The sequence below is a fragment of the Euzebyella marina genome, assembly GCF_003687485.1.
GTDB classification, from domain to species: Bacteria; Bacteroidota; Bacteroidia; order Flavobacteriales; family Flavobacteriaceae; genus Euzebyella; species Euzebyella marina.
On sequence record NZ_CP032050.1, the window covers coordinates 1,150,199 to 1,166,654 of the forward strand.

Sequence of the window (16,456 nt, forward strand, 5' to 3'; positions counted from 1 at the left end):
GCTTATAGATAAGATTACGTTCTGGTTACGATGGTTTTTCATTTTCGTAAAAGTTAAATAACACCACTGAAAATGAAAAAACCACTAGTAATTGCGCTCATGGCGGGCGTTTTTCTTTCCTCATGTATTAAAGATTACATAGGGCACCCTGGCGAAGAGCCTGATAAAGGATTGTCGGGGCTTAAATTCACTAAAATCGGCACTTTTATAAACGGAACCGGCGATGAAGGCTTTGCCGAGATTAGCGCTTATGATGATAAGACCAAAAGGTTGTTTATCGTTAATCCGAACGACGGAGAAGTCTCCGTATGGGATATCTCCAATCCTTCTTCAGCAGTTAAGCAATCAGGTATTTCTCTAACGGGAACACCGAATAGTGTTGATGTGCATGAGGGTGTATTGGCGGTGGCCGTAGAGAACCCGAACAAGCAGGCCAACGGGTCGATAGCTCTTTATGATACCGAATCGTTGCAATTGTTGGAAACTTACACTGCTGGTGCGTTGCCAGATATGGTTACCTTTTCCCCTAATGGTAAATATATCGTTGCTGCCAATGAAGGTGAACCTAATGATGATTATACGGTTGATCCCGAAGGGTCTATAACCGTGATCGATTTGAAAAAGAAAGAAATCGGCACCTTGTTTTTTACCAACTTTACGAAAGAGGGCATTGGCAACGATTTTAGGGTTTTTGGCCCTGGAGCCAACTTGGCCCAAGATATCGAACCTGAATATGTGGCTATTTCAGATGATAGTAAATATGCCTATGTAACCCTGCAAGAGAATAACGGAATGGCAGTGGTCGATTTAAAATCAATGGTCATTAAAGAAGTGTATGGGCTTGGTGTAAAAGACCATTCGCTTCCTGAAAACCAATTAGATGCCAGCAATGATGACGGTATCGTAGGTAACTTTCAGAATTGGCCCGTCTACGGTTTTTATATGCCTGATGCCATCACATTTGCAAAGATAAAAGGAACCAATTATCTAATTACGGCCAATGAAGGAGATGCTCGGGATTATGATGGATATTCAGAAGAGGCAAGGGTAAAAGACCTAGAGCTTGATGCCACTGTATTCCCGAATGCCGAAGAGCTTCAAGAAGATGAGAATTTAGGAAGGCTAAAAACGACTTTGGCCAATGGTGATATAGATGGTGATGGAGACTATGATAAAATCTATTCGTACGGTGCCCGTTCGTTCTCTATTTGGGATACCTATGGTACTTTGGTTTACGATAGTGGCGACGATATAGGGCGCCAAACCTTTGAGATTGCCCCTGCATTTTTTAATGCAGATGAAGGGGAGGCAGATGGCCGAAGCGATGATAAAGGAGCGGAACCTGAAGCCGTAACTACGCTGAAAGTAGGTGGGTCGACCTTACTATTTGTCGGGCTAGAGCGTACAGGTGGTGTTTTGGTATATGATATAACCAACCCAACGGCGCCTGAATTTTTGAATTGGATTTTTGATGCCCAAGACATTGCTCCAGAAGGGCTGCTAGTGGTGCCAGCAGAGAAGAGCCCAACGAAAGAAGATTTGTTGATCATTACCAATGAAGTCTCGAATACGGTTTCGATTTACGAAATCAACTCTTAATTTTTAGTACATTTTTGGGTTACCCTTGCGGAATTTTCCGTGAGGGTTTCTTTTTTCATAAGTACCCTTATCGAGAAATATAGGCAAAAGAACCTGCAAATAATTGGTATGTAGTATTTTTGCGCCAAATTTAACGTGGTATGGGCGCGATTGTTGCTATTGTAGGAAGGCCGAATGTGGGTAAATCCACCTTTTTTAATAGACTTATTCAAAGAAGGGAAGCTATTGTCGATGCGGTAAGCGGGGTTACCCGTGACCGCCATTACGGCAAGAGTGATTGGAACGGAAAGGAATTTTCGCTCATAGATACCGGAGGTTATGTATTGGGAAGCGATGACGTTTTTGAACAAGAGATAGACCGTCAGGTAGAATTGGCTATTGATGAGGCCGACGCGATTATTTTTATGGTCGACGTTGAAACCGGTGTTACGGGAATGGATGAAGATGTCGCTAAGCTCTTGCGCAGGGTTGAGAAGCCAGTTTTCTTGGCCATTAACAAAGTTGACAATGCGCAACGTGCCGAAGATGCTGTTGAGTTTTACGCTCTGGGATTGGGCGAATATTATACTTTGTCAAGTATCAACGGAAGCGGAACAGGCGAATTACTGGACGCTTTGGTCGAGGTGCTTCCTGAAAAAGATGATGAAGAGGCCGATTTGCCAAGGTTTGCCGTGGTCGGTAGACCCAATGCAGGTAAATCAAGCTTTATCAATGCCCTTATCGGTGAAGATAGGTATATCGTTACCGATATTGCCGGTACGACCCGTGATAGTATCGATACCAAATACAACCGTTTTGGGTTTGAATTTAATCTGGTCGATACAGCAGGAATCCGTCGAAAAAGAAAGGTCAAAGAAGATCTAGAGTTCTATTCTGTGATGAGGTCCGTTAGAGCTATTGAACATAGCGATGTTTGTTTGTTGTTGTTTGATGCTACAAGAGGTTTTGATGGGCAGGTAGAAAATATATTTTGGCTGGCGCAACGCAACAACAAGGGCGTGGTTATTTTGGTCAATAAATGGGATTTGGTAGAAGATAAAGAGACCAATACTGTTAAACAGTATACCAAGCAAATCAAAAAGGCTATCGAGCCATTTGTCGACGTACCTATTATTTTTATTTCGGCGCTGACCAAGCAACGAATTTACAAGGCCATCGAAACTGCTGTCGATGTCTATAAGAACCGTTCGAAAAAAATCAAGACCCGTCAGTTGAATGATGTAATGCTTCCTATCATTGAACGAACACCACCACCGGCGTACAAAGACAAATACGTAAAAATTAAGTTCATCACGCAGTTACCTACGCCATACCCGCAGTTTGCGTTTTTCTGTAATTTACCGCAGTACATTAGAGACCCTTACAGACGCTTTTTGGAAAACAAGCTTAGAGAGAACTTTGATTTCACCGGAGTGCCGGTTTCCATATTCATGCGTAAAAAATAATCTAACCGGTTAGATTCTAACATTTTGTTATAAAGCACAAACTTTTGTTAAGGGAAGCAGGTCTTCTTTTGACTTCGGTTACTTTTGGTTTGGACCAAAATTTTCAAACCACTAAACCAAAATTTCATGCACAAAGCCTTCAAAGCTTTTGTACTGTGCATTTTTTTTACCCCCATTTTATCGGCACAAGAGTTTAAAATTACCGGAACTGTCAAAGATTCCGATTCGCAATTACCATTAGAGTCTACGACCGTTTATGCAGAATCTCCTAGAGACAGCAGCTTGGTAGCCTATACCATATCTGACGTCAATGGTTTTTTTGAACTGGAAGATCGCACCTCTTTAAAATCTGTCAATCTTTTCTTTTCATATAATGGATACAAGACTTTGGTCATGAAAATTGACCTGAAACCGGAAACCAAACTCGGTACGGTTCAACTAGAGGCGCAAGCCCAACAGTTAGAAGGGGTGAACGTAGTTGGTGAACGGGTGCCGATAACCGTTAAAAAAGATACTTTGGAGTTTAACGCCGATTCTTTCAAAACAAGGCCCGATGCCAATGTTGAAGACATGCTGAAAAAGCTTCCGGGGGTCGATGTCGATAGTGACGGAAAAATTACGGTGAATGGTAAAGAAGTGAGCCAGGTTTTGGTCAATGGACAAGTGTTCTTTAGTAACGACCCCAAAGTGGCTGCCAAAAGTCTCCCAAAAGAAGTAATCGATAAAATACAGATTACCGATACCAAGACAAAAACACAAGAATTTACCGGAGAAGAAGGCGATGGTGAAAGCAAAACAATTAACCTTACCATAAAAAAAGACAAGAATAAAGGTATCATGGGGCGCGTTTCCGCAGGTTATGGTACCGACGAACGCTACCAATTGAACGGGCTCGTGAATTACTTTAACGATACTGAAAGGGTGAGCTTTATAGCCAGTTCGAACAACATCAATAATTCTGGGTTTTCTTTTGATGAAATTTATGATATGGTCGGAAGAACGAGAGGAGGTTATGATGGTGCACGTGAGAGTGGGTTGTTGAATAATTTTGGTAACGGAATTACCACTAGTTCGAATGCGGGGGCCAGTTACGCCAATGCCGAAAAGGGCAAATACGAAATAGATGGTAATTATTTCTTCGGATACAGCGATTCTTTTAACGACCAGATGACAAGCCGAGAAAACATATTGCCAGATGGTAGGTTTTATTCAGATAGCGAGAGCAATTTTAGCGGTACCTCGAATTCGAATAGAGGTTCGGCCAACCTTGAATTTGATATTGATGAGACGCTTCGTATTTCTTTACAGCCTTCAATGAGCGTTAACCGAACGGAAAGCTATAATTTAAACAGTTCCGTAACAACAGATGAAGCGGGCAATATGATTAATAGTAACAACCGAACGACCACCGATGATGGTTTTCAGAGAAATTTTTCAAACCGATTGAACATTATCAAGAAGCTAGATACCTTGGGTCGTTTTGTGAGTTTCGGTTTTTCTAATACGAATAACGAAGATCGTAATGTTTCTAACCTTAATTCTTTAAGAGAGGTATTTGGCGAGAATGCTAATATTCAAGAGTTGGATCAACTCTCTGAAGTCAGTAATAAAAGAGATGGGTATGAACTTCAAGGGGAATACCGCCATCCCATTTCGGAAAAGAACTTTCTTGATTTTGAATATCAGTACAGTCATGATAATCGGGTGAACAGTAAACTGGTTAATGATTTTGATGAAGAAGTTGGTGAGTACAGCCTTTTTAACGAAGAATTGAGTTCCAACTTTAATTTTAAGAACATTCAGCAGACGCCGTCCATCGGATTTAGAAGGAACGGGGAAAAACTGAACTTTCGAGTGGCGGCCGAATATCAGTTCACCAAACTGAGCAACGAAGATTTTTTACAAGATTCCAATTTTTCTAAATCGTATAAAAACCTTTTGTTCAACGCCAGATTACGCTACTCGTTTGGTAGTAACAAGCGTTTGTTCGCCAGATACCGCTCTAATTTGAATTTGCCTTCGGTCAATCAACTTCAACCCATTCCGAATGTAAGTAACCCGTTAAATATCGTCATCGGTAACCCTGGTCTATCTCCTGGAATAAATCATAATATCAATATCAATTACAATGACTTTAATTGGAAAGAACGTACAGGGGTCTATGCCTATGCTCAAGTAGAATTTCAAAATGACCGCGTTTCAGCCATTTCAACCACTGATGAAAACTTTTTGAGAACCACCCGTTTTGCCAATATTGACGGTAATTATAATGGTTGGGCCGGTTTCGGTTACTCCAAAGAGGTCAAAAAAGACAGTGTCTTTAGTGCCAAGTTCAACCTTCGCCCAGGAATGAATTTTAGTAGACAGGTAAGTTTGACGAACAATGTTCGGTTAGAAGCAAAAAGCCTAGATGTTTCTCCCTATTTATCAACCACAATCAATTACAAAGAGATGGTCGAGTTTGAACCTGGGTATGGTATTTCGTTCAATAATACCAAGTACAATCTCGATAATGTAGAAGATGTCAAATTTACTTCTCAAAATGCCTCTTTAAGGTTGACCACCTATTGGCCAAAGAACGTGATTTTTGGTAACGATATTCGCTACTCTTATAATGGCAACGTAGGACCGGGTTTTAGAAAAGACGCGGTTTTTTGGAATATGAGTTTAGGTCTCGAGATACTAAAGAAAAAGGCTACGGTTAAAATACTGGCTTATGACCTTCTAGATCAGAACATCAATACGCGTAGAACAACGGGTGAAGATTTCATCCAAGATTTTCAGGGTACCGTTCTCAAACGTTATTTTATGGGAAGTTTTACTTATAAGTTCGATCAATTCGGTGGTGCAAAACCTTCTAGAGGGGGCCGGTTCAGAAGCTTGTAAGTTCATTTGACCATTACGGTCAAAATAGGATAGTATTCGCCAGTGCTAAGAAGGGTATCATTTAAATAAAGCGCTTCAATATACAGTAGATTGCTACAGCAACCCATTTTACCGGTTTTTGCCAAGGTAAATCGTATTTGGGCAGGTTCATTTTCACCAACTTTGAGTGTGAGGTCATAATTGGCCAAACCCCATTCTTTTTGAGTGATGGCCAGCACTTCTTCTTCTAGAACCGACTGAGTTTCGAGGCTATAAGCAATATCACTTGAAATGGAAATATCATCAAGGGAATAGATGTCATCACTTAAAACATTTTTATCGGAGGTTTCCTGAATCAATTTGATATAAAGGTGAGTGAAGTTGGCTATGCAATCGGCAGCAAGACAGTTATCGACTGAGTCATCATCTGAAGAACAGAATGCCAATAAAAACATGGGAATTAAAACAACATACTTCATCATGAACTTTTATTTGGTGGATGCCGAAAACTGAAAAAGGTTGCTCATAGTTTCCCTATTTTCGGTAAAAGCTTGATCTAGAATTTCCAAGCTTTAAAACAAGAGAAGGACATGCTTCTAAGAAACATGTCCTTCCGACACATAATTAACTAAAACTTGTTTTATTCGGTCAACTTTAAAAGTACATTTTCAAAATGTTCACGAATAAATTTTATATGCATTATCTGATATTAAATTGTGATTAATAACCAGGATTTTGCATATTCTCTTTTTCCTCTGGGGTCAAAGTACGTCCTTCTGTATAAACGCCGTCTAAAAAGGTTTGCGGTATAGGTCGCAATACATGAAAGTCTTGAATGTTAGAAGATGCGTTAGGGTTATAAGCTCTTACCCTGTCTACCAAGGTTAAAGTTCTGCTTAAATCTTCCCAACGGTGCCATTCGCCGCACAGCTCTCTGGAACGCTCATTTAAGAGTAAACACATCATACGGTCATAATCTCCTGCATAACCCAAAGTGGCAATAATCGCTTCATCTTCCTCAGGTAAACTGGCAGTACTGGTAATAGTCAAATCAGTTGCATCTGTTGTCACCGGAATGTTATTCGACTCGTAATACGAGTTTTCAAGCATGAATGAATTATCAGTAATGGGCTGTGTAAATTCAGAAGTCGGATACGCGGCTGCGCCATCAGTATAAAAGCTTCGGTCTTCACCGCTTTTGTAAGCGGCACGGTTTCTAACCGCATTGATATACGATAACGCCTCTGCAAAAGCATTCTGTCTAATTTTGGCTTCTGCCGCCATTAGATAGGTATCTGCTGAGCGGGCCAATATTTCATCACGTAGGCCCCTGTTGTCGTTGATAGAGGTTCTGGCTGCATCAAAGTGCTTGCTAAGTGACGGAAACCTAGGGTTTGCCATTAGGCCCACTCCATCTGCTGCATAGGCAACGAATACATGAGGTATGGTCTTGCCATTATATAGAATGCTTGGGTCGTTGTTGTTGATGGTCTTTGAGAACCTGTTATCATCAGGTGAGTTAATGACGTACATGATACCTAAATCTTCTCCTGCCACATAATTGACACCATCAAAAGTACCACCACTGTTGACACGGTGTTTGGTTCTGAATGTCTTCCAAAAACGGGAATCATTTATGTGGTCGTAAACGTCATAAGTGAAGTAGGTAGCTGCCAACCGACTGTAAGGGCGCATGCCGGTCAAGTCTCTTTTCATCATCTGAAGATCATCATAACGGGAGGTAAAAGGTACCGTGCTAAAGTTTGATGTTTCTAAAGATTTATCCCTGCCAAATTGAGCAGAAAGAATAAGCTCCGGTAAAAATTCATTATCGCCATCGGGCTCTGTATAATCCCAAAGTTGTTGAAAATTTGTAGCCAAGGGATGATTAGCAATAACCTCGTCACATAGATCTACTACCTGATCTAAATCTGCAGCTTTGGTAGAAGAGTTCCAAGAATCGTTGATTTCGCTAGCTCTTGTCAAATAAGCCTTTGCCAAGTAATGAGCTGCAGCATCTTTGGTAATGCGGGCAGGTGCACCGCCATTATCCAACAAATTATACGCATTGGTTAAATCGTCGATTACCTGCGCCAATACCTCTTCTGCCGAAGCTCTGGTAAATTCGAGCTCTACAGTTGTACTTACATCGAGCTTTAAGGGCACACCACCATATTGTCTAACGAGCTTCAAATAATTATAAGCGCGAAGAAAGTATCCTTCACCTAAAGCGGTTCTTTTTATTTCTGGATTGTCCGATTCTATTTCGGTGGCCGATTTGATAAGTTGATTGGTCAGACCGATACCCACATAAAAATTGTCCCAAGGCTCTTCTGCCGTTGTTCTCGTTGTGGGAATGATAGAATTGAACCTACTGTCATAATTGTTCCATTGGCTGTTCGTATCGTCACCCCCAACATGAAATTCATCGGTACCATAGTTGGTGGTGCCAAATTGTTGTTCGGATGAAAATGTAGAAGCCAAAACGCGGTAATACGCTCCGATGGCCAATTGTTGAATACCCTGCTCTGTAGTGTAAAATTCATTACTTCTCTGGGTAGTGAGTTCCTCGTCCAGAAAATCGTCATTACACGAACTTGCCAAGTATAGCAGCGCCAAGACCAAATATCTAGATGCTTTTGATTTTATTATATTTTTCATTTTGTACTTTTTTATTTCGTTGTGATTTGCGGGTTTAGAATCCCAAATTCATACCTAGAGTGAAACCTCTATTAACAGCTGAGTTACCCAAACTGTACCCATTATCATTATTGGCCGGCCTCGTAACATCTAAATCGATCCAATCTACTTTCGAGAATAACATACCCGGGTTGGTTGCCTGTGCATAAAATCTGAAGGTAGAGAGCCCTAATTTTTCGGTCAACTTGTTAGGTAAATTGTATCCTAATGAGATGTTTCTCACTTTTAGAAAAGACCCACTTCTATAACCAAGTGTCTCATAATATTGATCTCCGTAACCGGCAGAGTAAATAGGTTTTTGGTATTCTGAGTTGGTATCGGCAACGGTATAATAATCTACCTTTCTTGAATTGTACCTACCCACTAAACCTTCACCACCGGTGTTGTAGGTGTAGCCCATTCTTCCGAAAAGAAAAATCGATAATTCAACACCTTTATAGTTGAACGTATTGGTGAGACCCACAATATATTTGGGAATCTGGCTACCAATGATGACTCTATCATTGTTGGCATCGATTACATAATCGCCATTTTGGTCAACCGGTCTAGCGTTACCTGCAGTAAAAGTATGTCCATTGGCATTGAATCGTGCCATTTCTTCGGCGTCCGATTCTTGCCAGATGCCATTAGAGGCATAGTTATAAATAACACTTTGTGATTCACCAATGAACCATTCGTTGACTAAATCGTCTTCATTACCATTGGCCAGGGTTACAATCTCATTGTCTTGCCATGACCCACTAAAGTTGGTAGACCATTCAAAACTATCGGTCTGAACATTGACCGTATTCAATGTTAAATCGATACCTTTTGAGTTGGTTTCGCCCACATTGGCAAAGGTATCTCTATATCCGGTAACGGTAGGTACCGATTTTCTTAACAATAGGTCGGTCGTATTGGAGTGATAGTAATCTAGACCACCTGACAACCTGCCTGCAAAGAAAGAAAAGTCAAGACCGTAGTTGTACTGTGTTGTTTGTTCCCAACCTAAGTCTTGATTGGCCAGAGTTTCTGCATTCTCTATACCTGCAGTCGTTGTGTTACCCACAGGGTAGAAGAGAGGTATAAGACCTCCTTGGGTCGAATAAGGGTCAATTGCAGAGTTACCGGTAACCCCAACACCAAAACGGAGCTTTAATTGATCCACCCAATTGCTTTCGGCCAAAAAGTTCTCCTTATCCAAACTCCAACCTAGAGCCGCACTGGGGAAAAACGCCCATTTGTTGCCATCGGCCAACTGTGACGCACCATCATAACGACCGGAAAGTGTCAATAAGTATTTATTATCATAACCATAATTCACACGTGCCATATAAGATAGTAATTGCCTTTCCACTAAATCCGATTCCCAGTTGGCTAAGGCTACGTTGTCACTACTTAACGCGTTCCATTTTTGACTGGCAAAAGGTACGTTGTCAGCTGACATTAGGTTTGATTCGGCCCTATATTGGGTTTGACTTTGTAATAAGGTCAGACCCAAAGTGTGTTTGTTTAGTACCTTATCATAGTAAATAAGGTTGTCCAAGGTATAGGATAGTCTTTGTTCTTTTGCAAGGGAGGCGAAACTAGAACCATTCCTGGCTACTGAAAGTCCGTCTAAATATGATCCGTTTCGAACAGTTTGAATGTCAGGTCCGAAATTGGTACGGAACCGCAATCCGTCCAATCCGGAAATCATTTTTCCTAGATTGAGCTCTCCGTAGAAACTTCCAAAGGCACGGACGGTCACTCTTTGATCTTGAGAATACTTTACCTCATCAATGATTGTTTTTACGGCAATGTCGCCACCTGGAAACTCTATTCTGTTTCCGGCACTGTCATAGGGCAAGGTGTACTGAAAGATGCTACGCGCACTTTGGTAAAGACCACTTTGCAAAGACACCCCGGCTCCACCTGCTGTTGACTGCCCGTATTCCTGAGTACTGAAAGCCGCATTGATGTTTCCACCTAAGGTAAACCAATCGGTAGCTTCAATGTCTACGCTTACATTGGTATTATAACGTTCAAAACTTTGACCCACAACGGTACCCGTATTGTTCATGTACCCAAAAGAACCATAAGCCTTCATACGCTCGGTACCTCCACTGGCACTTAAGGTATTCATAGTGGTCACTCCGGTACGGGTCACAAAGTCCGTCCAATCGGTGGTTATAAGTTTCGAACCATCCCAGGTGCCACCTTCCCAGCCTCTAAGAATGTTATTGAAAGCTGTGTCGTCACCTGAAAAAATAGCGGCGTCATTGGCTTGTGTTGGCTGGTCTCCCCTTGGGTAGGTTTCAGAGTTTTCATAATATTTGGCCCAACGACGGTAATCAACGTATTCACCGGCATTAAATTGAGCGGCCATCTCATCAAGATTTTCAACGGTTACCGAAGTATTGTAGTTTAAGTTAAAACGACCTGTTTTACCTTTTTTGGTGGTTACAATGACCACCCCGTTAGCACCTCGCGAACCGAAGATTGCCGTAGCGGATGCATCTTTTAGAATGTTGATCGATTCGATGTCGGTCGGGTTAATGTTCTCAATTCCCCCAGAAGTCAAGGGAATACCATCCAATACATAAAGAGGAGAGTTCGATGCTGAAAGAGAACGCACCCCTCGAATGGTTATGCTACCGACACTACCGGGTCGTTCGTTAGATGAAATATCTACACCTGCAGCCTTACCTTGCATGGCCTCGACCGCATTATTTACTGGCCGAGAGCTGATTTCTTCAGAGCTTACACCCACGATGGCACCTGTAACATCGGCTTTACTAGTTGAGCCGTAGCCGACGACCACTACTTCTTCCAAAAGGGCACTGTCTTCCTCCATCTGCACGTCAATGGTCGTAGATTGGCCAACAGTTCTTTCAACTGTTTTAAAACCAATGGAAGAGAACACCAAAATTTGCCCGGGACTTACGCTAATGGTGTAGTTACCGTCAAAGTCGGAAGCGGTACCTGTCTGTGTGCCTTGAATGATAACGTTGGCCCCCGGGATGGGAATGCCCCCGGTATCGGAAACCGTTCCCGACACCTCAATTTCTTGCGCTCCAGCACCTATTGTAAAGGCGAACACAAGTAGCGCAAGTGCTTTGTGTAGTAGTTTAAGAGTCATTTTCATAATTAAGTTGTTAAAGTTGAGTAATCGATTACATTGATTATACAATTGTAGACGGCAATTTCTAATTTCGCATCCTGTACTGTGCTGCTCTTGAAAAAGTGAGGGACTCATTTTCTTCGTATAGTCCCACTCTCATTGGCCTTTAACATTTGCCAGTATTTTGAAGATTTTTTTTAATTTAAGAGCCATAAACTCATATCATGGCTCGACTTCGATATATCTATGTGTCCGTACTTGCTTTAATAATGACGGCTTGTAAAAGTGACGTAAAAGTGAAAGAATTAGCTCCGGTTAAACAAGTCGAACTTGGTTTTAGATCGGTGAACGTTTTGACCGAGGATGAGCTAGATTTTAAAGACCTAAATAAAGATGGAGTACTCAACCCATACGAAGATTGGCGCTTATCTGTAGAGCAGCGAAGTGCAGATCTTCTATCTCGAATGAGTTTGGAGGAGAAAGCCGGTTTTATGCTTATCAGCACCACCAGATTAGAAAACGATTGGTCGTTTAGTAGGCCCCAGAATAATGAGCCGATAACAAGTGGTTTTAATGAAGTGGACCAAGTAAATGAAACTAATATCTTTACGCGAAAGCCTTTGCCGTACCCGACCATATCAGCTGCCGGTACTACGAAAGACGTAACCGAGTTTCACAAAAGGCATTTTATTTTACGTGCGAACCCTTCCGTCGAAATCTTGGCAGAGTATACCAATAACCTACAAGAATTGTGTGAGGCCCATACACATGGCATCCCGGCAATCATTACCTCTAATCCTAGAAATCATATTGCTATAGATGCCTCTATAGGCCTAACAGTAGGTAAAACCCCGTTTACACAATGGCCGGGAGAGTTGGGGCTAGCCGCTATGAGAGATTTTGAACTCACCCGTGAATTTGCCGATATATCAAGAACCGAATGGCTTTCGGTCGGTTTGAGAAAGGGCTACATGTATATGGCAGACCTGGCCACAGATCCGCGTTGGCAAAGGGTAGAGGGTACTTTTGGCGAGGATGCCGATTTGGCCGCCCGAATGATTCGAGAAGTGGTTTTGGGCTTTCAAGGTGATAGTCTCAACGCTACATCGGTAGCGCTTACGACAAAGCATTTTCCTGGTGGTGGAGCCACCGAAGGTGGGCAAGATCCCCATTTCGATTGGGGGAAAAGAGAGGTTTTTGAAGCTGATATGTTTCAAAATAATTTAATTCCTTTTAAAGCTGCCATTGAGGCCGGTACTTCTTCCATTATGCCCTATTATTCCTATCCGGTGCATACGCCTTTTCCGGAAGTTGGTTACGCTTTTAATAAAGAAGTGCTTCAAGATGTACTTCGAAAAGAGCTAGGTTATGAAGGTATTATCAATTCAGACACAGGCCCAATTGAAATGATGCCTTGGGGGGTTGAAAGTTTGAGCATTACGGAGCGGTATAAAATGGCCTTGGAGGCCGGCGTCAATCTTTTTTCAGGTACAGCAGACCCTAGTAAGTTGATAGAAACCCTAAAAGCCAATCCAGATTTAATAAAGCAGGTCGATCATTCGGTTAGCTTGCTATTGAATGAAAAATTTCGATTGGGGTTATTTGAAAATCCGTATGTAGATGTTGATAATGCCGTGAAGGTGGTAGGAAACGATCTTTTTGCAGAACAAGCGGCTTTGGCAATGAGAAAGTCGATTGTGCTGTTGAGAAATCAAGGCGGAGAGAATGAGAAAAGCCTTCCTTTAAAGGAAAAGACCAAAGTATATTTTGAAACTTATATTCCCGTCAGAGATGGCAAGAACAGTAATGTCTACCTGCCGGAAGGCTATGAGGGAAGCGTTGAATTGGTTTCCGACCCTTCTAAGGCAGATATGGTCTTGTTATGGTTGGTGCCCAAAGGAAAGTCACTCTTTGAATCCGATGGTAGCTCCTTGCATGTGAATCTTTCTGAAAACGGAATTGATAATGACTATGTCAACTCTTTGATTGCAAAGAAACCAACGATTTTAGCCGTGAATTTTACCAATCCTTGGGCGATTGATGAAATTTATTCAGATTCTCGGCCTAATAATATAAAGGCGGTACTGGCCACTTTTGGCACTACTCCCGAAGCATTATTGGATATCGTTGCCGGAGAGTTCTCGCCGACCGGCAAAATGCCTTTTACCACCCCAGTGAGCGATGAAATGGCTTCAAAACAAAAGTCTGATTTGCCGGGCTCAATGGAAGAAGAGGGCTATGCCCTGTTTCATTTTGATGAGGGACTCACCTATAAGGAGTGAGATTTTATGTTTTTAATCGTATGTAGGGGATAATCACTGTACTTTTAAGAATCAAAAAAATCAAATGACAGAATCACACGAATATTTCATGAAGAGGGCCATTTCAATGGCTGAAAAAGGAATGAACTCGAATGCCGGCGGTCCTTTTGGGGCAGTTATTGTCAAGAAGGGTCAGATAATTGCTGAGGGTCATAACCAAGTAACTTCTACAAATGACCCTACCGCTCATGCCGAAATGGTTGTTATTAGAGATGCTTGTAAAAAACTTAACTCTTTTCAATTAGATGAATGCATACTTTATACCTCGTGCGAACCATGCCCAATGTGTTTGGGTGCCATTTATTGGGCAAGACCTAAAGAGGTCTATTTTGCCTGTACAAAAGAAGACGCCAAAGCTATCAATTTTGATGATCGTTTTATTTATGACGAATTGGATAAAGAGATGGGAGAACGTCAAATTGCCTTTATTCAACTATTAAGAAAGGAGGTGTTGCCTGTTTTTAATGCCTGGGATACCAAAACGGACAAAACAAAGTACTAGGGATGCCGGGTACCTAAGAAAAGTGCTTTAAATACTACTATACAAAAGTAATATGATAACTATGCCCATTGGTCAATAGTTATTTCTCCATTCATGACTCAAATTATTAACACTCTTAGCTATGGAAAGCTCAAAAGAAGCAACCGCTGCTCCAACACCCTTTAAGCAAACCTATTTTCATGGAAGCAAGGCAGACCTTATGTTAGGAGATTTGATAGAGGTGGGCTATAGCTCAAACTTCGGTAAGCGAAAAAGTGCAAAATATATTCTTCTCTCCGCTACTTTAGACGCAGCTATCTGGGGGGCAGAATTAGCCCTAGGCGAAGGTGAGGAGCGAATTTATTTAGTGGAACCGACCGGTGAAATTGAAGATGATCCAGATTTGACAGATAAAAAATTTCCGGGCAATCCCACGAAATCATATCGTTCGGTACATCCCTTTAGGGTAGTAGGGGAGGTTTCCCTTTGGAAAGGCCACCCGCTCGACCAAGTAAATCAGATGAAAGAACATCTTAAGAAGTTACGTGATGAGGGGATCGATTCTCTAAACGATTAATTTTTATTTCGGAATATTATTGTCATCCTATTTATTTAAACCATTAGTTACGCAACAAAAGTCATTTTTATGCATCTATAGTTAAAACGGGTTGAGTGAAAAGACTAATTTTTATTCTGGTTATTGGTTTCGGTTGGGCATCTTGTAGTTCAGACGATAAGTACGAAGCAGAAAAAGGTGATTTAATCGGTAACTGGGTGTTGGCTGAGACGCTTATCAGCGCCGGAGGACCTCATTATTGGGTCGATGTTGATAACGGTAATCAATTGCAATTTCAAGAAGACGGAAAATTCAATTCTGATAGGTTTAAGGAGTGCTCTGAAGGCCTCTTTAGAATAAATGGCAATGAGTTGTTGCTACAATACACCTGTGATGACTTTAAACCTAAAAATGAAAACGATGATGGTTTCATTTCATACCATATAGAATACAAATCCGACCATTTTATACTAAAGCCCACTAGTGGCCCTATATGCATTGAGGGCTGTAGTTATAAATATCGAAGGCAATAATGTAAGTCATTGCGGTTGTATTTTCTTATCGAGTTGTCTTCCAAAGCAAACTTATATCTTTATAGAAAATGTCTTCAATTTACCGCATATGAAAGATAATTTTTCCTCTCAATCTGATAAGTATGCGAAATACCGGCCTACATATCCGCCAACATTTTTTTCATATTTAGATGAGTTGTTAGAGAAAAAAGACTGTGCTTGGGATTGTGGCACGGGCAATGGTCAGGTTGCTTATAAATTGGCAAAATCTTTTAAAAAGATAATGGCAACAGATATTAGTAAGCAGCAGATTAACAATGCAGCAAAGGCTAATAACATATTTTATAGTATTCAGCCTGCTGAGCAGACCCTTTTTGAGGATGATTTATTTGATTTTATAGTAGTGGCTCAAGCAGTACATTGGTTTGATTTTGAAAAATTTTACGCTGAAGTAAGACGCACGGCCAAGAAGGATGCATTACTTTGCATCGTGGGTTATGGTATTATTTCTGTGTCTCCAACGGTAGATGCTTTAATATCTGATTTCTATACAAACACTATCGGTAGCTTTTGGGACAAAGAAAGGCTCTATATCGATGAGGGTTATCGAACTATTCCTTTTCCATTTGAAGAAATTTCAACTCCGCAATTTGAGAATAGACACTTATGGAGTTTAGACCATTTGGTAGGGTACCTAAACACTTGGTCGGCAGTCAAACATTTTGTTCGGCGGAAAGGTTACAACCCCGTTGAAGAACTGAAAGAGAAACTGAAAACATACTGGCAAGCCAATGAACGTAAAGAGGTAGTTTTTCCCATACTGCTTAGAATAGGAAAGCTCAACGAAGGGTAACTTTATTAATACCTAAGACTTTTTCCTTTAGAGCGTTTTAGG

11 protein-coding genes are annotated in these 16,456 nt (G+C 41.3%); 8 read left to right on the forward strand and 3 right to left on the reverse strand.

Annotated features, from left to right (window positions below; translation table 11 throughout):
• Positions 1-72 precede the first annotated feature (72 nt).
• The 3 genes from D1013_RS04600 (at position 73) to D1013_RS04610 (ending at position 5,930) form a co-directional block, all read left to right on the forward strand.
• Positions 73-1,599, forward strand: a complete 1,527-nt coding sequence (locus D1013_RS04600; protein WP_121847761.1) for a choice-of-anchor I family protein — start codon at positions 73-75, stop codon at positions 1,597-1,599.
• 140 nt (positions 1,600-1,739) lie between these two features.
• Positions 1,740-3,044: a ribosome biogenesis GTPase Der gene (der, locus tag D1013_RS04605; protein ID WP_121847762.1), complete on the forward strand. Its 1,305-nt coding sequence runs from the start codon at positions 1,740-1,742 to the stop codon at positions 3,042-3,044.
• A gap of 126 nt (positions 3,045-3,170) precedes the next feature.
• Positions 3,171-5,930 (forward strand): outer membrane beta-barrel protein, encoded by a 2,760-nt coding sequence (locus D1013_RS04610; RefSeq protein ID WP_121850602.1) that lies wholly within the window; start codon positions 3,171-3,173, stop codon positions 5,928-5,930.
• Between the two features lie 2 nt (positions 5,931-5,932).
• Here D1013_RS04610 and D1013_RS04615 read toward each other — a convergent pair whose 3' ends face one another.
• The 3 genes from D1013_RS04615 to D1013_RS04625 form a co-directional block, all read right to left on the reverse strand.
• Entirely contained in the window at positions 5,933-6,391 is a 459-nt protein-coding gene (locus D1013_RS04615; RefSeq protein ID WP_121847763.1) for a hypothetical protein, read from the reverse strand.
• Positions 6,392-6,629: 238 nt separating this feature from the next.
• On the reverse strand, positions 6,630-8,570 hold the full coding sequence (locus tag D1013_RS04620) for a RagB/SusD family nutrient uptake outer membrane protein (protein ID WP_121847764.1): 1,941 nt from the start codon (positions 8,568-8,570) through the stop codon (positions 6,630-6,632).
• 34 nt (positions 8,571-8,604) lie between these two features.
• Entirely contained in the window at positions 8,605-11,715 is a 3,111-nt protein-coding gene (locus tag D1013_RS04625; protein ID WP_121847765.1) for a SusC/RagA family TonB-linked outer membrane protein, read from the reverse strand.
• A gap of 200 nt (positions 11,716-11,915) precedes the next feature.
• Here D1013_RS04625 and D1013_RS04630 point away from each other — a divergent pair, with 200 nt between their 5' ends.
• The 5 genes from D1013_RS04630 (at position 11,916) to D1013_RS04650 (ending at position 16,414) form a co-directional block, all read left to right on the forward strand.
• Positions 11,916-13,973, forward strand: coding sequence for a glycoside hydrolase family 3 protein (locus tag D1013_RS04630; RefSeq protein WP_205601275.1), 2,058 nt, complete (start codon positions 11,916-11,918; stop codon positions 13,971-13,973).
• 64 nt (positions 13,974-14,037) lie between these two features.
• Positions 14,038-14,514 carry a nucleoside deaminase gene (locus D1013_RS04635; protein WP_121847767.1) on the forward strand — a complete coding sequence of 159 codons (477 nt, stop codon included), beginning with the start codon at positions 14,038-14,040 and terminating at the stop codon, positions 14,512-14,514.
• Positions 14,515-14,635: 121 nt separating this feature from the next.
• Positions 14,636-15,070 (forward strand): NAD(+)--rifampin ADP-ribosyltransferase, encoded by a 435-nt coding sequence (gene arr, locus D1013_RS04640; RefSeq protein WP_121847768.1) that lies wholly within the window; start codon positions 14,636-14,638, stop codon positions 15,068-15,070.
• A 95-nt stretch (positions 15,071-15,165) separates the two neighbouring features.
• Positions 15,166-15,582: a hypothetical protein gene (locus tag D1013_RS04645; protein WP_121847769.1), complete on the forward strand. Its 417-nt coding sequence runs from the start codon at positions 15,166-15,168 to the stop codon at positions 15,580-15,582.
• 88 nt (positions 15,583-15,670) lie between these two features.
• Positions 15,671-16,414: a class I SAM-dependent methyltransferase gene (locus D1013_RS04650; protein WP_121847770.1), complete on the forward strand. Its 744-nt coding sequence runs from the start codon at positions 15,671-15,673 to the stop codon at positions 16,412-16,414.
• Positions 16,415-16,456 lie beyond the last annotated feature (42 nt).